This window comes from Corallococcus sp. CA041A (assembly GCF_003612075.1).
Classification (GTDB): Bacteria; Myxococcota; Myxococcia; order Myxococcales; family Myxococcaceae; genus Corallococcus; species Corallococcus exiguus.
Map to the genome: position 1 here is coordinate 1 of NZ_RAWF01000198.1, position 18417 is coordinate 18417.

The window sequence follows — 18417 nt, forward strand, 5'->3', positions numbered from 1 at the left end:
CACCATCACCATCGCTGCCAGCAGTCGTTTCATGTGATGTCTCCGCCGAGGCCCGCTTCGCGAATTCCATTGCAGGGCTCGCACCAACTCCAAGTCCCTGGATTCTAAGGGAGCCGCCCGGTCGCTTGCACCTGGGCGGCTAAAGGCGGGAAGAAAGTTCTCATCCCTCCCGCCGGGACGACTGTTGTTTCTTCAGGGCGCCGGAGCAGGCGTCGGAGCCGTCTGTCCATTGCCGGACGCATCGTCGGACGCGGGGGCAGCCGGCTCTTCCGCCGGAGCCTCCTGCTCGGGAGCGCTGGTGTCCTGGGGCAGCTGGTTCATCACGGACGAGCCCGCGCCCCCGGTGGCGGCGGCGTCCTTCTTCGCCTCGCCCTCGGCCTCCGCGGTGGCGGCCGGAGCCGGCGCGGGCGGCGGGTTCTTGAGCATGTTCTGCAGGCCGTTCACCTTGGCGGTGATGAGCTGCTTGTCCTGATCCGTCGTGGACGACAGCTCCTTGCAGCGGTCCAGGAACGCGATGGCCTTCTCGAAGGCCGCGCGCTCGGTCGCGTACGCCCAGCCCGCGCCGCACACCGCCTCCGGCTTGTCCGCGGAGCGCGCGAGCACCTTCTCGAACGCCTCGCCCGCGGCGACGCCCTTCTTCGGATCCAGGCCCTTCTGCCCGTCCAGCGCGTACGCCAGGTACAGCTGGCCCTCCAGGCCGTCCGGCTCCAGGGACAGGGCCTTGGTGAAGGCCTTCTCCGCGCCCGCGTAGTCGCGGTAGCTCAGCGCCAGGGCGCCCAGGTTGAGGTGGCCGGGCGCGAAGGTGTCATCCAGCGACACGGCCTTCTGGAACTGGGCCAGGGCGCGCGGGCGGTCGTCCATCTTCAGGTAGATCATCCCCAGCGTGTTGGAGATGGCCGGGTCGTCCTGCGCCACCTTGCGCGCGTTGATGACCAGCAGCTCCGCCAGGCGGTACTGGCCCCGGTCGTACGCCACCAGCGCCAGCGTCTTGTACGCCTCCGGGTTGTCCTTGCTGCGCGCGAGCACGCGCCGGCCGGTGGCCTCCGCCTCGTCCAGCTTGCCCGCCAGCCGGTACGTCGCGGCCAGCGCGTTGAGCACGGGCTCGTCGTGTTCATGGCCCGGCGTCTGGAGCGCCTTCATGTACAGCGACAGGGCCTCGTCCAGCTGGCCCGCGTGCCGGTGCATCAGCCCCAGGTTCATCACGGACGGCGTGTGCGCCGGGTTCAGGGCGAGCACCTGCTCGTACGCCACGCGGGCGTCGGCGGGGCGGCCCTGCTTCTCCGCGATGACGCCCAGGTTGAAGCGCGCGTTGAGCGCCTTGGGCTCGTGGGAGACGACGGCCTCGAAGCCCTTGCGAGCGGCGTCCAGGTCCCCGGCCTCGTAGGCCTTCAGGGCCTGCGCGAACTGGCCGTCCGCGTCGCCCTTGTCCGCCGGAGCGGAAGGAGGCGCGGCGGAGGGGACCGTGACTGCGGGCTTCTCCACCGCGTTCATCGCGACGGGCGTGGGCTTGGGGCCCGTGGCGCAGGCCGTGGTGAAGGCGAAGGCGAAGGCCCCCGCCAGGAACATGCGCTTGGTGCGAAAGCCGTTCATCCCCGTCGTCCCCATCCCCTTCAACTGGCTGCTGATGTCGATGCTGTGGTTCGTCTTCACGGCCGCACCCCCTCGAGCGACGCGGTGGGCTCGGACTTCGCGGGCTCCGAGCCCTCCGGCGTGGCGGCGGGCTTCGCGCCCTCGGCGGGCACCGCTTCCGGCGCGGCGGGCTTCGGCTCCACGGAGGCGCTGATGGGGCCGTTGAGGTCCTTCAGCACGCCCGAGGCGATGCGCGAATCACTGCTGCCCCGGTACGTCACCGGCCTCACCTGGGCGTAGGCACCCGGGCGCAGGCGGTTGATCTGATCCTGCGCGGCCAGGGTCCACTCGCTGTAGATGCCCAGCTCGTAGGCCTTCTGGAGACCCTTCTCCAGGGCCTCGCTGGACTTGTCCTCCAGCGGAAGCGCCAGGTTCTCCAGCTCGCTTCGGTACATGCTGAGCTGCTCTTCATCCAGACCGGAGGGGTCCGGCGAGTCCATGATGTTGCGAGCGAAGTCCGCGTACGCGAGGCCGATGCGGGTCAGCGCCGCGATGCCCCACTCGCCGGAGCCCGTGGCGAGCACCGCCGCGTACTCCTTCTCCACGCGCTGCATCTCCTTCTGCTTGTTCGTCAGGTCGCGGCGGATGGTGGAGACGCGCGTGAATTTGATGTCCGAGAAGCGCTTCCACGTGGGCTCCAGCGCCAGGAAGCGCGCGTGGCCGTACGCGTTGAGCACCGCGGTGTCCTTGCGCACGCCCTCCGCGAGCTTGTTCCAGCCGCGCACCAGCTCGTCCTGCGCCTTCTCCTGGCCGCGCACGTCCTTCAGCTTCTGGTACGAGAGCAGCTCGTGGTACCGCGCCAGGTACGCCTGCCCCGCGGCGGTGCGCGAGTCGCGGCCGTAGTCCTCCACGAACCGGTTGAAGGCGCGGGCCGCGTCGCCCCACTTCTTCTCCTTCTCCCAGACGAGGCCAATGGAGAAGGCCACCTGCGGCACGTCCTTGCGGTCCTTGAAGCGCGCCAGGTAGTTGTTCCAGGCGGTGACGGCCTTCTGGGACTCGCCCAGTCCGTCGTACCAGACGCCCGCGTTGAAGAGCGCGTCCGCCACCCACTCGCCCGCCGCGTCCACCTGCGCCTTGAGCTCGGCGGCCTTCTGCGCGCGCTTGGACTCCACGTCCTCCACTGCGCCCGGCGTGTCGTCCTTCTTCGCGACGGTGGTGGCCTTGGCCTTCTTGTCCTTGTCCTTCTTCGACTGAGTCTCGCGGGCCTTCACCGCCGCGTCGTACTCGGCCACGAAGGACTCGGACATCGCCGCGGCCTTCTTGAACTCGGCGACCTTCTCGTAGAGGCCGGACAGCGTGTAGCGCGTCTTCAGCTCGAAGCTGCTGTTCGGGTACTCCTTGAGGACGCGCTCGCCAGCGATGATGCCCTTGTCGACTTCACCGGCCTCCTGCGCGATGACCATCGCGTAGGTGAGCGCGCGGTCCGCGTTCTCCGACTTGGGGAACTCCGTCACGAAGGTGAGGAACTCCTCGGCGGCCTTCGCCGGGTTCTTCTCCTTCTTGTAGACGACCTCATCCACGTACTTGTACTGGCTGCCCTCCACCACGCGGGACACGCGCAGGGCGAAGTCCGAACCGGGCTTGGACAGCTTCTTGTTGCCCAGGAACTTGCGCGAGAGCGTGTTGAGCTCCTTCCACTCCTCGCGGCTCTCCAGCACGTACATGGTCAGGTCCGCGGCGTCGCGCGAGCGGCGCTCCTCCGGGAACTTCTCGATGATCTCCCCGAAGCGGCGGGCCGCGTCCACGAAGTGCGCGCGGTCGTAGAGGATGACGGCGGCCTGGTAGCGCAGGTCGATCTCATCCTGGTTGCCCGGGTAGAGGGTGTTGTACGTGTCGCACGCGGCGACCAGCCGGTCCTCGAACTTCGTGAGCGACTGCTCGGCCTGCTCCTTGGCGTCGCGCTTCACCAGCTTCTGCTTGGCGACGTCGCCCTTGTCCTTCTTCTCGTCGACCTTCTGGCCGTCCTTCAGGTCGCTCTTGGAGAGCTGGCCGCGTTCGATCTTGACCAGCTTGTCGTAGGCGAGCACCGCGTTGTACGAGGCGCTCTTGCGATAGGCCTCGTTGGAGACCTCCTTCGCGGAGTCGCGGTCCGGAATCTTGAACGCCACCACGGCGTCGTACTCACCGGCGGCGGCCTCCCACTCCTCCAGGGCCCAGAGGATTTCCGCGTAGAAGAAGCGGATGTTGAAGGCGGAGTCCGCCACGAACTCCGGGTTGTCGCTGGAGGCGAACGCGTCCACGTACTGCTTGTAGATGTCGCGCGCGAGCCGGTAGGTCTCCACCTGGCGCGTCTTCTGCGCCTCCTGGTGGTACTCGGTGACCATCACGCGCATGGCCTCTTCGGTGACGCTGAAGGCGTTGCGCAGCACGCCCGCGTTGCTGGCGTTGGAGGTCCACCACTCGCCACCCGGGCGGTAGAGGTCCACCATCCGCTTCATCTCCTTGCGGACCTGCTGGCGCTGGCGCAGGCCTTCGAACGCACGCACCACCGCCTGCTGGTACTCCGGCGCGTTCGCGCCCATGGGCGAGTCGTCGATGAGCGTGCGGTACACCAGGATGGCGCTGTCGAAGTGGCCCGCGTCCACCAGGCCCGCGGCCGTCTTCGCGAGCAGCCGGCCCTGGCGCCTGGCCGGAGCCTTCTGCTTGAAGTAGGCGAGCGCCTCCTTCGGCTGATCCAGCTGGACGTAGAAGACGGTGAGGTCGTTGAGGGCCTCCGTGCGCAGGTCGCCCAGCTCCTCGCCACGCTGGCTGGCGTAGTCCACCACCTCGTGGAGCTTCTTCAGGCCCGCGTCCAGGTCGCCCGCGTTGAAGTCACACCAGGACAGCTTGTAGGTGGCGTAGGCGTAGATCTTCGGAACGCCAGAGGCGCGCGCCTTCTCGTAGTTCTCCTTCGCGGGCGCGAGCTTGTTGTTCTCGAAGTAGTGGTTGCCCAGCTGGATGTACGCGTCCGGGACGAACTGCGACTTCGGGAAGTCGCGGATCAGCTCCTCGTAGCGCGCCACCGCGTCCGCGCGGCGGTTGAGATCGTAGAGGTTGTAGCCCAGGGAGAAGAGGACCTCGTCGCGGGCCGGGTAGTCCGGGTACTCGCTGAGGATGGCCTCGTAGATGCGCATCGTCTCCGCGCGGTAGCGCTCGGAGTCGCGGTGGTCCTGCTCCGGCGCGGTGGCCTTCTCACCGCGCGCCACGGCGGCGTCGTAGGCCTTCTCCGCCGTGAGGAACTTCTCCATCTCCAGCTGGTAGAGGTACTTGGACTTCTCCCAGTAGAGCTCCGACAGGCGGTACTGCATCTCCGCCTTCTGCGTGGAAGTCTCCTGCAGCTTGGGGATGAGGCGCTTGAAGCCTTCAATGGCCTCGTCGCGCTTCTTGTCCGCGAGCGCGTCCTTCTTGGAGTCCGCGATGCGCGGCATGTCCGCGAACTTGGCCGTGGCGGGCTTCACCCGCGCCGGGCCCTTGCGCATGTCCTGGGGTGCCACGCCGGGCGGCAGCTCCGCCTTCTTCGCCTCCTCCTTGTCCTTCTTGCTCGCGGCCTCGGCCTTCCTGGCCGCTGCCTTCGAAGAGGACTTCTTCGTCGCCACCTTCCGCGGCGGTGCCGTCTCCTCCGCCGCCTCCCCCACCCCACCAGCCGCGAGCGCGACGCCCACCGCCAGTGCACCGAACCGAAGAACCACCTTCATGCGAGCTCCTGGAGAACCGCGCCTCGCCTACTTGGGAAAACTTCTGCCCAATTGGGAGGGACGACGGAAAGTAGACGCGGGTACCCAGATTGAGAAGTGGCCCGGAACGTGCCTTGTGCCCCGGCGTACGCGATCACGCCGAGCCACCTTCCAGGACTCAACATCACGCGAAGAGGCCCCGTCCTCCGTGACAAACGCACGGTGGAGGGGCCTCTTTGGGGTGCTGCTCCTGGCGGCCGGGTGCGCCCGGCTCCTACTTGCCTACTTCTCCTGCCGTGCGGGGCAGCCCCGCTTGAGCGTGTACTGGTAGTAGCCGATCTCGTCGATCCAGAACTCGCCCTGGAAGCGCCAGTAGTTCCACGCCGCGCCGGGCATCTTCGGGCGGTAGAGCGTCTGGCGGGTGAGCAGCGCCTTCTGGTCCACGCCCTCGGAGAAGAGGTCCTTCTCATCCAGCGCGGTCTGCACGCGGATGATCTCCGCCTGGTCGGAGAAGGTGCGGAGGTTGTCCGCGGCCTCCTTGATGCGGTTCTTCGCCAGCGTGCCGCCCACCTGGAGCAGCGTGGTGCGGATGTCCTCGAGCGACGCCACCGTCTGCGCGGCGAACGGCGTCCCGCGCCACGGGCCTTCACTGATGGCGCGCTTCTCCTGGTCCACGCGCGACAGGGTCCGCATCACTTCACGGATACGCTCGTTGTTGCGGATCCACAGGTAGACGGCGCGCGGCAGGCGGCGGTTCTCGGAGGCCACCAGGTTGAAGGCCTGGATGGGCGCCACGTCCTCGCCGGTGAAGGGCTCCAGCTGCTTCGCCATGGGGCCGTAGCGCTCGTCGAACGCGGCGAGCGTCGTCTTCACCTCGTCGTAGAGGCACGAGTAGTAATAGACGGTCGCCTTGAGGATCCACGACTCAGGCTGGAAGGCGCCCTCGAACTGCGGCGCGTGCAGCGCCTGGAGGCTGCCCAGCGCGCCGCCGAAGTCCTCGTTCTGGAAGCGGGCGAAGCCGTTCTCGAACAGGGCCTGGTCCCAGAAGCGCGCGTAACGGGGCACGCCTTCGTACGCCTTCACCGCGTCCGCGTACTCACCGCGACGGTAGTGCACGCGGCCCAGCGCCAGCAGCGCCAGCTCGCGCGTCTCCGGCAGCTCCACCTGCGGCTCCCGGGTGTTGAGCACGACCTGGAACGCGGCGATGGCCTCCTTGTCCAGCGTCTCCCCTTCCCCGGGACGCCCCGGGAAGCGCGGGTCGGCGAGCACGGTGCCCAGCAGGTAGCGGGCCTTCGCGTAGACACGGCTGTCCGCGGGCACGGCCTCCAGGAGCGAGCGGGACTCCTCGAAGCGCATGCGGCGCTGGCTGGCGGTGCCGACCAGGTAGTTGATGCGCGCCAGCACCTCCTTGGGCAGCGTGACCCAGCGGTCGCGCACCTCGTCGGTGTAGGCCTGGTTGAGGATGCTGGGGATGAGGTTCTGCTCATCCAGCCGCTGCTGCATGTCCACCAGCCCCTCGATGGCCTTGAGGTACGAGGGGTGCGTCGGGCCGGCGTTGACGATGGCCGCGTAGGAGATGAAGGCCGCGACGGGCAGGTCCTTCTTGGCGAAGGTCTGCGCCAGGTAGAACTCGGCCTTGCCCTTCAGGTCCGCGTCCTCCCCTTCCGCCAGCCGCGCGAAGAGGGGGGCCGCGGTGTCGAGCTTGCCTTCGTTGAAGGCGGAGAGCGCGCGGTTGTAGGTGCCCACGTCCTGCTGGGCGAGGGCCACCGGGGACACGGCGAGGGGCCCGAGGACGACGAGGAGTCGGAGCAGTCGGGACATGGTTAGAAGAGCACCGAGAAGCCAGCGTAGAAGCTGACGTTGTTGAGGACGTCCGACGAAGGCTCGGCGACGAGGTCCCTCCCGAGGATGATGTCCTCGCGGTAGTTCTTCTTCGTCTTCGGGTCCACGCCGTCGAACTTCGCCACCTTGCAGCTGCCGCTCAGGCTGAGACCGTCGAAGGGCTGGTTGGCGGCACGCGCGGCCTCCAGCGCCTCGAAGTCCGCCAGGTTGCAGCCATCCACCTTGTCCACGCGCGCGGTGTAGATGAGGTCGCGCACCTCCAGGCGCAGGGCGTAGTGCTCACCGAACTGCACGCGGAAGCCGCCGCCCACCTCACCCAGGAACTTGTTGCCCGTGTCGCCGAAGCGCGCGGGCACCTGGAACGTCTGCCCCTCCACCTCGTTCGCCACTTCCGGGCGGATGAGGTGGCGCGTCTTGCCGATGCCCGCGCCGCCGCTGAGCACCACGCTGAACTGCGCCAGCGAGTTGTTGAAGAAGGCGAACTTGCCGTAGAGCGGCGTCACCTCCACGCCCGCGTACGCGCCCCACTGGAGCAGCAGTGACGACGCGGCCTGGGCCTGCTCGCGCACCTTGTCGATGAGCTCCAGGTTGAAGTCGCTCTCGTCGGAGTACCAGTTGTACTGGCCGCCCACCTGGAGGGCGAAGTTCTCCTGCAGGTGGTAGACGTAGTTCAGCCCGGTGCCCACGTGGTTGGTGAACTTGCCGTTCACCTGCACGACGCCGGGGTACAGCACCAGCTCGTGCTTGCCCTCGTCCGCGAAGCGCTTCTTCTGGACGATGTGGACGTTGACGTTCGGGTTGTAGAGCGGCGCGCCATTCACCAGCCGCTGCTGCTGCGCGTCCGTGGTGCGCGGCGCTTCACCGGTGTCCAGCACCGGCGCGTCCGTGGTCGGAGTGGCCGCTGGAGCCTGCACACTGGAGGGCTCGGAGGCCGGCGCGCTGTCCGCGTCGCCCTCACCGGTGACGGCGGGCGCGGACGGCGTCGCCGGCGCGGCTTCAGGAATGGACTGGGGCACTGCCGGCGCGTCGCGCTCGGTGCGCTGGCGCTCCGGCGGTTCAGCCGGTGAAGGAGAGGCCGGCGCGGTCGCATCCGGACCCGGAGCGGCCGGCGGCTGCGCCGGGGAGGCGCCTTGCGCGAACGCGAGGGCAGGCACCGCGGCGACGAGGAGCGCGATGGAACGGAAGGGTCGCATAGGAATGGGTCAGAACGAGAAGGTGTAGCCGAGGTCGAACTGCACCAGGTGCGTGAGGCCTGGGCTGCCGGCGGGCTCGCCGGTGGGATTGCCGGCCTCCCAGTCGTCGCGCAGCAGGTTCACGCGGTAGCTGTCCTTGAAGATCCAGTCGCGCAGCTCCAGCCGGATGCCGTGCTGCTCCTTGATGAAGAAGCGGAAGCCCAGCGCGGCGGACACCACCGGCGCCACGCGCGACTCCTTCACCCAGTAGTTCTCCGTGGCGCTGCCCCGGTCATCCACGGCCGTGCGGTTGTCACAGACGCCCGCGGCCCGGTCCACCACCTGGGAGCACTGGATGACGGACTGGCGCTTCAGGTTGGTGAGGCCGCCGCCCGCCCAGAGGTACGTCTGGAAGTGCACCGGGATGTCCGCGACGAGGCTGATCTTCCCGTAGATGGGAGCCCACCGCGCGCCGATGACGCCGTGCAGGCCCATCCGCCACATGTCCTCCAGCTCGTCCGTGACGCGCTTGTCCTCGCGGTCCAGGAAGGACTCGGAGATGGAGCGCGCCAGGCCCGTGTGGCGGCTGACGGCGTAGCCCGCGCGCGCCTCCAGCGCGAACGTGTCGAACAGGTTGTAGGCCAGCCCAACGTCGAAGAAGTAGTGCGCCGTCAGGTGCGTCTGCACTGGCAGGCCCACGGACAGGGACAGCTCCGGATGGCCCGCGGGCTTGTAGAGCCGGTTGCGGACGACCGCCGAGTCCAGGACGCCGTCTTCCTGTGCGGCGGCGCCGAGAGCCGTCAGCGAGAGGCTCAGCGCGGCGAAGACGCGAAGCGTGCGTGCGTTCATATCTCCTGCCCGGCCCGGGGGTGGGCCGTTGGGTGATCCGGATGGCAACCCGTCTGCTTGGACGGCGAGGCTCCGGCGTGGGACAGCGATGTGAGCACGGCGCCCATTCACCGCAAGCGGATCCCAGCGGCAGTCGGTAAAGTTTTCGCCCTTTGTCCCCAGGGCGACCAGCACTCAACGTTTCCACGGGGATACGCGGCCTCAGGCCCCGCACGCACGCGCGGACACCGCACCCGGAAACGACGAACGCCCCGCCCAGCAACCCGAAGGTGCTGGAAGCGGGGCGTCTGACGGGGCGCGGTGAAGCGCCCCGGCGTCAGTGGCTGCGAATCAGCGCGCGGCCTTGTGCTGCGCGCGCATGGCCACCTTGATGGAGGGGCGCACGATGACGATGCCGTCGTTGTGGCCGGCGACCGCGCCCTTCACGAGCACGAGGCCCTTCTCCACGTCCACGTCCACCACGGTCAGGTTCTGCGTGGTGACGCGGTCGACGCCGTAGTGACCCGGCATCTTCTTGTTCGGGTACGTACGGCCCGGCGTCTTACGCTGACCGATGGCGCCCGGGTGACGCTGATACTCGTGCGTTCCGTGGGTCTTGGTCTGCGAACCCTTGAAGCTCCAGCGGCGCATGACGCCGGAGAAGCCGCGACCCTTGGTCACGCCGGTGACGTCCACCAGCTCGCCCTTGGTGAACATGTCCGCCTTGACGGCGTCGCCCACGTTGAAGCCCGCGGCCTCCTCGGCCGTGACGCGGAACTCGCGCAGGTGACGGCGCGGCGTGGCGCTGGCCTTCTTGAAGAAGCCGAGCTGCGGCTTGTTCAAGAGCTTCTCGCGGATCTCGCCGAAGCCCACGGTCACCGCGGAGTACTCATCCTTCTCCGGGGTGCGCTTGCCGACCACCAGACAGGTGTTGACGTCGATGACCGTCACCGGAACGAGGTTGCCCTCGTCGTTGAACACCTGGGTCATGCCGATCTTCTTGCCAATCAGACCCTTCACGTCGTCCTCACAGCGAGCGCCCGTGGCGCTGAAAGCCCAATGAATTCAATGAACTGGCCTACACGCGTACCTGCGGCCGCCAGGAAGCGGCGCAAGATAGCAAACACGTCCTCAACGTCAAGCACCAAGGGTGGGCGTACCCCTCACTGCGCAACGTCCAACCGCTTGTAGAAGGGGTTGAGCTGCCCGTCCGCGATGCGCTGGGCATACACCTCTTCGCCGAGGAGGAACAGGGCCTGATCCAGATAATCTTCCGCGCCCTTGATCTCCTCCTCCTTGGTGGCGATGGCCTGGTCGAGCTCCGCCATCCGGGCGTCGTGCTGCGTCTTCTGCTCTTCCGCGGCGTCCTCCAGCTCGATCAGGCGCTTGTGCGCCAGGATGCCGGCCGCGCCGGGCTGGCCGGGGGTGGGCGTGAGGGAGGCCGCCAGCTGGGATTCCCAGTCCTCCACCTCGCGCGCCAGGCGCATCTGGGCGATGCGGTTCTTCTTGAGGTTCTGCTTGGCGGCGTCCAGCTTCACCGGATCCTGGGTGGTCATCTCCAGGTCCGCGAGCTTCGCCTCCAGCTTCTTCAGGCCCACGATGGCGTAGCGCAGGTCGGCGCGGCGGGTGGCCAGCGTCTTGCGAAGCCCCTTCACCTTGCCTTCCACCGCCGTCACGGCCTTCTGGAAACGGCCGGTGATCTCCTTCTGGGCGCCGCAGTCGTCCTCATGCTGCGCCAGGAAGTCCTGATAGGCCACGTCCTCGTCGTTCATCTCCGCTTCCAGCGCCGCCAGCTCGTCCCGGCGCGCCTCCAGCACCTCTTCGGCGCGGTAGACGCGTTCCATGGAGCGGGGGCAGTTCGGCTTGCCCGGGAGGACGTCCCGGGCCAGGTCGCCGAGCTGGAAGATGAGATCGTTGTAGCTCTCCTTCGCCATGGGCGGATTCATACGCCCAAGACGCCGGGACTGTCACCGACCGAGCGCATTCCCCGCGCCCGGCCCTCTTTCCGCCCCCTCAGGAATCCGCGGGAGCCGCGACGGCCTGGGACTCGCCCCGCCGCACCGCCGCCAGGGCTCCTTCCGCCAGGGCGAGCAGCTCCCGGGCCCGGTCCTGCTCCTCGGTCCGGTTCAGCTCGCAGACCCAGGCGGATGACAGGTCCGCGTGCTGGCGCGCCATCTCCGCGGTTGTCTCGTAGCGCGCGGCCGATGCGCGAGCGAAGGCCCCCTCCCGGCGCAGCTCGAGCACCGTGTCCGGATCCAGATCGATTTCCTCTGGAGGCACCGGCAACGGCCCTCGTCCCAGCGCCGCCAGGCGGGCCAGGAGCCGTGATGCATGGGCGCGGCAGAAGGCGGCCAGCACCATCAGGCGCGCCCGGACCCGCGCGTCGTTCATGCGCTCCGCCAGCCCCGTCATACGGCGGGCCGACACCACTTCTGCCTCCCACGCGGCGGCCAGTGCGGCTGCCAGCCGGGTATGCCTCGCTCCCATCAGCGTCCCTCCCCCACCCTCGTGAGACGCAAGCTAGGAACGCTGTTGGTGCAATTCAACCGACCGCGCGGGCAACCATCCAATAAAGCCCCACTCCCGCGAGGCCAATGGACGACAGGCGCACAACCCTCGAGTGCAGACGGGGCCTGCGCTGAACGATTCGCAGCACGGGAACCAGGAAGGCCACCACCACCGCCTGCCCCATCTCCACCCCCAGGTTGAAGCCCACGAGCGCCGGCACCGCGTCCGCCCCCAGCCCGTAGCCACCGAGCACGCTCGCGAAGCCCAGCCCATGCACCAGGCCGAACAGGAAGGTCAGCCCCGCGCGGTGCCCGTGCCGGCGCAAGAGCAGGTTCTCCAGCGCCATGTAGAGGATGGAAGCGGCGATCGCGGCCTCGGCCCACCGCGTGCCCCGCGCGCCCAGCGTCACCACGCCCAGGGCCGTGAGCCCGAGCGTCAGCGAGTGCGCCAGCGTGAAGGACGTCACCAACAAGAGGATCCGCCGGAACGAGCCGCCCACCAGCAGTACCGCGAAGAGGAACAGGAGATGATCCGCCCCGGCCAGGATGTGGCGGATGCCCTCGCCCACCCAGCCGGCGAAGCCGTCCACCGCTCCGGGCGCGACCTCTATTTCGTGGGCATGGGCGGCGGCCGGGCCCAGCAGGAGCAGGGCCAGCAACACCACCCGGACCGGGGGGAACGGCTTCATCGCGCGAAGGAGCCTGCCCTCCGCGCGCCCTGCCCGTCCACTACTCGTGCACGAACTCCAGCTGCACCTGGTGGCGGCCCGAAAGCCCGCCGTGGTGCGCGCCGCAGCGCGGACAGACCATCGGCAGATCCCATTCCCACTGGGCCTGCACCTCGTCCCCGCAGCAGACCATGGGGAGCGTGCGCAGCATCTCCTCGTCCGGAGGCAGCGGCCGGGGCAGCGGCTCCGGCGCCACGGAGATGAAGGTGGGCCGCGGGTTCTGGGACAGCGTGCGCTGCACGTACGCCAGCTGCTCGTACCGCACGTGGTTCGCCCACGCGCGCGCCATCTGCTCCACGTGCGCGGACTGATCCGGCGTGAGCCATGCGTCCGGCAGCGCGCGGTGGCCGCAGTACAGGCAGTGCCACGCGGGCAGCTCCTCGGGCGTGTACGCCTCGTGGAGGTTTTCGAAGGGGAAGTAGCCCGCGAGCAGCCGCTGCAGCATCCCCGCGTCGTGGCGGCTGGGCCGCGTCTTGAAGGAGCGCTGGCAGCGGGGACATTCGCGCCGCACGAAGCCCGCCTTGTCCCGCGGCAGCTCCAGCCACGCCATGTCCAGCTCCGGCAGGTTCATGCCAGCCCCCGCCGGCGCCCCAGCGACGCGACGGCCAGCACGAACGCGATGAGCGAGAACACCAGGAGCAGGTGCACCCACTGCCCCTCCGTTGAACCGGTGATCAGCCCCATCACCCACAACACCATCAAGATGATGCCCATGGTCCAGTACACGCCACGCCTCCCGCCACACAGGGCCTCGGATAATCAGACCGGGCGCAAGCTAGGAACGCGGAGGCAGCGCGGCAACAGGTGGAGCTTTCTGCAGGGTCAGGTTGGGAAACAAACTTCCCAGACCGGGCATTTTTTCCGGATGCCGTGGGCCCTGCCGGTCCTGTTTCAGCCCCTCTCTTAAGGATCCGTGAGGCAGCTGGCGCACGCTACGTACGCTGGCACGTTGCCTGCTTAGCCGCTGGGTGTGGGCGAGTCAGCGGGCGCGTGTGGTCGGGCGCCAGGGGAGGGCGTGATGAGGGGTTGGACGGTGGCGATGGCGGCGGCGGTGGTGCTGATGGGGACGAATGCGGTGGCGTTCCCGGTGCAGGTTCCGGTGGGTGCGCAGGGGGAAGCGCCGGACGTCGCGGCCCTGAGGGCGCAGCTGGCGGAGAAGGACGCACAGCTCAAGGCCGCCCTGGCCCGGTTGCAGCACTATGAGGACGAGGCGGACTACCTCCGCGCGGAGCAGATGGGCGTGGCCGAGGCCGTGCGCGCCTCCGGGCTCCCGGAGCGGCAGCAGCGCCGGCTGGCGGTCTCCATCGTCCGCGAGGCGGAGCGCAACAACCTGGATCCGCTGCTGGTGGTGGCGCTGATCCGCTGCGAGTCGTCCTTCAACAACTACGCGGTGTCCGGCGTGGGCGCCATGGGCCTCATGCAGGTGATGCCGGACACGGGCAAGTACCTGGCGGAGAAGTCCGGCTGGCGGCTGGGCCGCCACACCAACCTGTTCGACTTCGAGACGAACGTGAACCTGGGCACCGCGTACCTGGCGGACCTCATCAGCCGCTTCGGCTCCGTGGAGGGCGCGCTCGTCGCCTACAACGCAGGCCCGGGGCTGGCCAAGCGCATCCTGGCCAAGAAGGAAAACCGGGTGAAGTTCATGGCCGGTTACCCCGCCAAGGTCGTGAAGGAGTTCCGCAAGCTGAAGGCCCAGCAGGAGCGCGCCATCAGCCTGCGTGCCGAGCAGCCGACAGCCGACCGCAAGGGTTGACCGCTGCGTGACATGCGCTCCGCCCGGTCGCCAACACTCCAGCCGAAGTTGCATGCCCGGCACTGACCTGATCGCCGGTGAAGATGCACTGTTCGGCTCCGGCTGTGCACCCCCACCCCGCGGTGGGAACCCGGACCACCCCTGTGGTCCGGAAACGTGCGGCAGCCGCCATCACATCGCGGGTGGCACACACGTGCACACCTTAGCGGGAGCGCGGATCATGACGGGGCTTCAGATTCATCGGGAGGAGGAGGCGGCGGGTCGGATCACGCTGCGCCTGGAAGGAACGCTGGACGGCCGCACGGCCCAGGAGCTGCGCAACTCGCTCCAGGCGCTGGGCCAGAGCGAGGTGGTCCTGGACTTCGCGCACCTGCGTGAGTTCAAGGACAGCGCGGTGGGCATCCTGACCCACGGCCTGAAGGACGGCGCCGTGCAGCTGCGCGGGCTGGCGACGCACCACGAGCGGATGTTCCGCTACTTCGGCGTGCTGGCCTCGCCGACGACGCACCGGGCGTACTACACGCCCGAGGACATCCTCTCCGTCTGAGGATGAAGGGCCCTCCGGGCCGTGTGCATCCCCGGCAAGTGCCCGCGCCTCCAAGGCAAGCGGGCATCCGGCGTGGAACACGGGCGGCCTGGAGGGGTGCCGGCGGGCGTTTGCCTGGGCTAGAGTCCGCGCCCAGATGACCCAGCCCGCTCGCGTCCTCGGTCCAGTTCCCTCCCCTGCTTCCGCGCGCGCGGTGATGGAGCGGCTCGCCGCCCAGCTTGGCCGAGCCGTGCAGGGAAAACCGGAGGAGGTGCGGCGCGTCGTCACCTGCGTGGTGGCCGGCGGGCACCTGCTCCTGGAGGACATGCCCGGCGTGGGCAAGACGACGCTGGCGGAGGCCCTGGCCCGAGCGTGCGCCCTGTCCTTCGCTCGCATCCAGTTCACCGCGGACCTGCTGCCGGCGGACATCCTGGGCGCGCAGGTGTTCCACGCGCAGACGGCCACCTTCTCCTTCCGGCCCGGGCCGCTGTTCCGGCAGCTGGTGCTTGCGGACGAGCTCAACCGCGCGCCCCCGCGCACCCAGTCCGCGCTCCTGGAGGGCATGGCCCAGGGCCAGGTGTCGCTGGACGGGCAGACCCACGCGCTGCCCTCGCCCTTCACGGTGGTGGCCACCCAGAACCCGGTGGACTTCTCCGGCACCTATCCGCTGCCGGACTCGCAGCTGGATCGCTTCCTCGTGCGCCTGTCCCTGGGCCACCCGGCACCGGACGTGGAGGCGCGCCTGCTCACCACGCGCGGCGCGGCGTCCCCGCTGCCGTCGGTGGAGGCGGTGACGGGGCCGGAGGAGCTGGCGTCGCTGCGTGAGTTCACCCAGGACGTGAAGCTGGACGCGACGGTGGCGGACTACGTGGTGCGGCTGGCTCGGGCCACGCGCGAGCACGGCGACCTGGAGCGCGGCGCGTCCACCCGCGCGGTGCTGGCGCTGGGGTCCGCGGCCCGGGCGCAGGCTTTGTGGGAAGGGCGCGACTTCGTCACCCCCGGTGACGTGCGCGCCATGATGGTGCCCTGCTGGGCGCACCGCGTGCTCTTGAGGAGCGCCGTGCAGGGCGTGTCCGCGCGGGACGAGGCAGCGCACCTGGTGGAGGAGATCGCCCGCAAGGTGGCGGCGCCCCGGTGAAGGCCCCTGCCCGCCCCCCACTCAAGGCGCGGCTGCGCGCCCTCCTTCGTCCGCCGCGCACGCTGTCGGTGACGAAGACGGGCCGCACGTACCTGGTGGTGACGTTCGGCGTGGGGCTGGGCGCGCTCAACACGGGCAACAACCTGCTCTACCTGCTGCTGGGCCTGCTGCTCAGCATGGTGGTGGTGTCCGGCGTGCTGTCGGAGCGCTGCCTGCGCGACCTGACGGTGCGCCGGGTGGGCGCGGACGCGGCCTTCGCGCGCGAGCCCTTCGCCTACCGCTGGGCGGTATCGCGCAAGAAGGGGCACGGCTTCGCGCTGACGTTCTCCGAGGACCTCTCCCCGCTCACCGGCACCGGGAAGCTGGGGCACCTGTCCGCGGGCAAGGAGCACATCGTCCGGGCGGACCTGGCCGCGCCACACCGGGGGCCCGTGCGCCTGTCCGGCGTGCGCGTCACCACCACGTGGCCCCTGGGCCTGTTCGCCAAGACGCGCGTGTTCTCCCTGGAGGGAACGCTGCTCGTGTATCCGCGCCGTGGCTACGCCTGCAAGGAACCGGGGCCCGCGGAGAAGGGCCCCCGGGGCGAGTCAGGCAGCCCGCGCCACCTTGACGGCACCGGCGACGTGGCGGGCCTGCGCGAGCTTGCCCCGAACGAGGACGCGCGCCGCATCCACTGGCTGAAGAGCGCCGCGGCGGGGCGACTCCTGAAGGTGGAGCGCGAGCGCGAGGAGCGCCGCATCTGGAAGCTCGCGCTGGAGACGGGCCTCACGGGTGACGCGCTGGAGCGCCGGTGTGAAGAGGTCGCCGCCCAGGCGCACCAACTGCTGGACGCGGGACATGAGGTCGGCCTCCAGTTGCCGGAGCGCGCGCTGCGGCCCGCGGCGGGGGCTTCGCAGGAGCGGCGCATCCTCCAGGCGCTCGCGTGGGTGGGCTTCGAGGGCGTGGACGCAGGGACGGACTCCCGGGAGGCGGCGTGAAGCGCCCCTTGAGGCTGCGGCTCGCCCTGCGCGACCTGGCGGTGGGCTTCGCCTTCGCCGCGATGGCCATGTCCGGCCAGCTGCCCGTGTGGGTGCTGGGCGTCTTCATCGGAGCGCTGGTGCTGGCGCTGTGCGACGTGCGGCTCGTCGCGCGCTTCTCCCGCCTGTCCGCGCTGGGGCTGCTGATCGCCGCGGTGCTCCTGGGCCTCCAGCTGACGGCCGGCGCGATGAACGCGGTGGTGGCGGCGTGCGCCTTCGCGAGCCTCATCGCCGCGCAGCGGATGCTGTCCACGCCGGACGCCGCGGCGGATGGACAGACGCACCTGACGGGCCTCTTGATGGTGGCCGGTGGCGCGGCGCTGTCGGGAGACATGACGTACGCGCTGTGCCTCATCGCCTTCGGGGTGCTGGCCAGCCTGGCGCTGGCGCTGGGCGTGGTGGAGGCGGCGGTGCCGGACGGCGAGCCCGTGCCGGTGCGCGCGGTGCTGCGGCCACTGTCCGTGGGCGTGATGTTCGCGGTGGCCGGCGCGGTGGCCTTCTTCGTCCTCTTCCCCCGCCTCAACTGGGCCATGGTGGGGCCGCGTTCGGCGCCGGGCTTCGGCGCGGTGAGCAGCGCGGGCTACTCCAACACCGTGCGGCTGGGCGGCGCGGGCACCATCAAGGGCAACCCGCGCGTGGTGCTGCGCGCCACGCTCACGCCGGATCCAGGCCGCGAAGCGCTGGACGCCTACTGGGTGGGCCGCACCTACGACACCTTCGACGGCATGGAGTGGACGAACGTCGTCGGCGCGCAGCAGACGGAGCGGCAGATCACCCTGCGCCCCGCCAGCGACACGCTCCTCCACCAGCGCATCGAGCTGCTGCCCGCGTACGGCGCCCGCACGCTGATTGCCCTGGAGACGCCCTCGCGCCTGGGCAACGCCATGGCGCACACGCCCACCGGCACCCGGAACAGCCCGGTGCAGCTCCAGGGCGGGGGCGAGGTGCGCTTCACCGTCACCGCGCCCTCGTACACCTACGAAGCCTACAGCCTGCCGCCGGACGCGAAGAAGGGCATGTCCGACGGCCTGGTCCAGGTGGAGCGCGACCAGCTCCTGGCGCTGCCCGAGCACCTGGACGCGCGCGTCGCACAGCTCGCGGCGCAGGTGCTCCAGGGAGAGAAGGAGCCGCTGGCCGCCGCGCGCAAGCTCGCCACCTTCCTGCAGCGCGACTACGGGTACACGCTGGAGCAGGCAGGCACGCCGGAGGATCCGCTGGCGGAGTTCCTCTTCGTGCGCAAGGCAGGCCACTGCGAGCACTTCGCCACCGCGCTCACGCTGATGCTGCGCACACAGGGCATCGGGGCGCGGCTCGCCACGGGCTTCTATGGCGGCGCGCGCATGGACGGCGGCTACCTGGTGCGCGCGGGCGACGCGCACGCCTGGACGCACGTGCTCGTCCCGGGGCGAGGCTTCGTCACCGTGGACGCGACGCCCCCGTCGAACCGCACGAGCCAGGGCTCCGTGCTGCTGGAGAAGGTGCTCGCGCTCTATGAAGCGGTGGAGTCGCGCTGGCGCAACTCCGTCGTCGACTACTCCTTCCGCGACCAGTTCGAGCTGGCGAGCGCCCTGGTCCGCCCGCCGCGCCGTGCGCCCGGCGCCCCCGCCAACGAAGGCCCCAGC

At 69.6% G+C, this 18417-nt stretch carries 16 protein-coding genes; 5 read left to right on the plus strand and 11 right to left on the minus strand.

The annotated features are described in order from the left end of the window. Positions 1-192: 192 nt before the first annotated feature. The 11 genes from D7V77_RS29385 to D7V77_RS29435 form a co-directional block, all read right to left on the minus strand. Positions 193-1650, minus strand: a complete 1458-nt coding sequence (locus D7V77_RS29385; RefSeq protein ID WP_120579609.1) for a tetratricopeptide repeat protein — start codon at positions 1648-1650, stop codon at positions 193-195. Next, positions 1647-5303, minus strand: a complete 3657-nt coding sequence (locus D7V77_RS29390) for a tetratricopeptide repeat protein (RefSeq protein ID WP_120579610.1) — start codon at positions 5301-5303, stop codon at positions 1647-1649. The genes D7V77_RS29385 and D7V77_RS29390 overlap by 4 nt, the downstream gene beginning before the upstream one ends. Positions 5304-5564: 261 nt before the next feature. Then, positions 5565-7103 (minus strand): tetratricopeptide repeat protein, encoded by a 1539-nt coding sequence (locus D7V77_RS29395; protein WP_120579611.1) that lies wholly within the window; start codon positions 7101-7103, stop codon positions 5565-5567. Between the two features lie 2 nt (positions 7104-7105). Further along, complete coding sequence (locus tag D7V77_RS29400) at positions 7106-8317, minus strand: outer membrane beta-barrel domain-containing protein (protein WP_120579612.1); 1212 nt, start codon at positions 8315-8317, stop codon at positions 7106-7108. 9 nt (positions 8318-8326) lie between these two features. Then, a complete protein-coding gene (locus tag D7V77_RS29405; protein WP_120579613.1) occupies positions 8327-9145 on the minus strand; it encodes an outer membrane beta-barrel domain-containing protein in 819 nt (272 codons plus the stop codon). A 330-nt stretch (positions 9146-9475) separates the two neighbouring features. Beyond that, positions 9476-10144, minus strand: a complete 669-nt coding sequence (gene rplC, locus D7V77_RS29410) for a 50S ribosomal protein L3 (protein ID WP_120579614.1) — start codon at positions 10142-10144, stop codon at positions 9476-9478. Between the two features lie 143 nt (positions 10145-10287). Further along, positions 10288-11058, minus strand: coding sequence for a hypothetical protein (locus tag D7V77_RS29415; RefSeq protein WP_120579615.1), 771 nt, complete (start codon positions 11056-11058; stop codon positions 10288-10290). Between the two features lie 79 nt (positions 11059-11137). Next, positions 11138-11551 carry a hypothetical protein gene (locus D7V77_RS29420; RefSeq protein WP_223743187.1) on the minus strand — a complete coding sequence of 138 codons (414 nt, stop codon included), beginning with the start codon at positions 11549-11551 and terminating at the stop codon, positions 11138-11140. A gap of 115 nt (positions 11552-11666) precedes the next feature. After that, on the minus strand, positions 11667-12320 hold the full coding sequence (locus D7V77_RS29425; protein WP_120579616.1) for a HupE/UreJ family protein: 654 nt from the start codon (positions 12318-12320) through the stop codon (positions 11667-11669). Positions 12321-12360: 40 nt separating this feature from the next. Next, the gene (locus D7V77_RS29430; RefSeq protein ID WP_120579617.1) at positions 12361-12930 is read right to left on the minus strand and encodes a hypothetical protein; all 570 of its coding nucleotides are present in this window, start codon (positions 12928-12930) and stop codon (positions 12361-12363) included. Further along, positions 12927-13085, minus strand: coding sequence for a lmo0937 family membrane protein (locus tag D7V77_RS29435; protein ID WP_120525751.1), 159 nt, complete (start codon positions 13083-13085; stop codon positions 12927-12929). The genes D7V77_RS29430 and D7V77_RS29435 overlap by 4 nt, the downstream gene beginning before the upstream one ends. Positions 13086-13377: 292 nt before the next feature. On the opposite strand from D7V77_RS29435, the gene D7V77_RS29440 reads away from it, so the two are divergent. The 5 genes from D7V77_RS29440 to D7V77_RS29460 form a co-directional block, all read left to right on the plus strand. Beyond that, on the plus strand, positions 13378-14115 hold the full coding sequence (locus D7V77_RS29440) for a lytic transglycosylase domain-containing protein (RefSeq protein ID WP_120579618.1): 738 nt from the start codon (positions 13378-13380) through the stop codon (positions 14113-14115). Between the two features lie 220 nt (positions 14116-14335). Beyond that, entirely contained in the window at positions 14336-14662 is a 327-nt protein-coding gene (locus tag D7V77_RS29445; RefSeq protein ID WP_120579619.1) for an STAS domain-containing protein, read from the plus strand. Positions 14663-14798: 136 nt separating this feature from the next. Beyond that, complete coding sequence (locus D7V77_RS29450; protein WP_120579620.1) at positions 14799-15779, plus strand: MoxR family ATPase; 981 nt, start codon at positions 14799-14801, stop codon at positions 15777-15779. Next, on the plus strand, positions 15776-16756 hold the full coding sequence (locus D7V77_RS29455; protein WP_120579621.1) for a DUF58 domain-containing protein: 981 nt from the start codon (positions 15776-15778) through the stop codon (positions 16754-16756). The genes D7V77_RS29450 and D7V77_RS29455 overlap by 4 nt, the downstream gene beginning before the upstream one ends. Then, positions 16753-18417 (plus strand): DUF3488 and transglutaminase-like domain-containing protein (locus D7V77_RS29460; RefSeq protein WP_120579622.1); only part of this gene is annotated, 1665 nt, incomplete at its 3' end. The genes D7V77_RS29455 and D7V77_RS29460, both read left to right, overlap by 4 nt.

Excerpts from the sequence above, each read along its gene's own strand:
- D7V77_RS29415 (WP_120579615.1), bottom strand. The coding sequence starts at position 11,058 with ATGGCGAAGGAGAGCTACAACGATCTCATCTTCCAGCTCGGCGACCTG.
- D7V77_RS29390 (WP_120579610.1), bottom strand. The coding sequence starts at position 5,303 with ATGAAGGTGGTTCTTCGGTTCGGTGCACTGGCGGTGGGCGTCGCGCTC.
- D7V77_RS29395 (WP_120579611.1), bottom strand. The coding sequence starts at position 7,103 with ATGTCCCGACTGCTCCGACTCCTCGTCGTCCTCGGGCCCCTCGCCGTG.
- D7V77_RS29430 (WP_120579617.1), bottom strand. The coding sequence starts at position 12,930 with ATGAACCTGCCGGAGCTGGACATGGCGTGGCTGGAGCTGCCGCGGGAC.
- D7V77_RS29445 (WP_120579619.1), top strand. The coding sequence starts at position 14,336 with ATGACGGGGCTTCAGATTCATCGGGAGGAGGAGGCGGCGGGTCGGATC.
- D7V77_RS29440 (WP_120579618.1), top strand. The coding sequence starts at position 13,378 with ATGAGGGGTTGGACGGTGGCGATGGCGGCGGCGGTGGTGCTGATGGGG.
- D7V77_RS29425 (WP_120579616.1), bottom strand. The coding sequence starts at position 12,320 with ATGAAGCCGTTCCCCCCGGTCCGGGTGGTGTTGCTGGCCCTGCTCCTG.
- D7V77_RS29400 (WP_120579612.1), bottom strand. The coding sequence starts at position 8,317 with ATGCGACCCTTCCGTTCCATCGCGCTCCTCGTCGCCGCGGTGCCTGCC.
- D7V77_RS29405 (WP_120579613.1), bottom strand. The coding sequence starts at position 9,145 with ATGAACGCACGCACGCTTCGCGTCTTCGCCGCGCTGAGCCTCTCGCTG.
- D7V77_RS29450 (WP_120579620.1), top strand. The coding sequence starts at position 14,799 with ATGACCCAGCCCGCTCGCGTCCTCGGTCCAGTTCCCTCCCCTGCTTCC.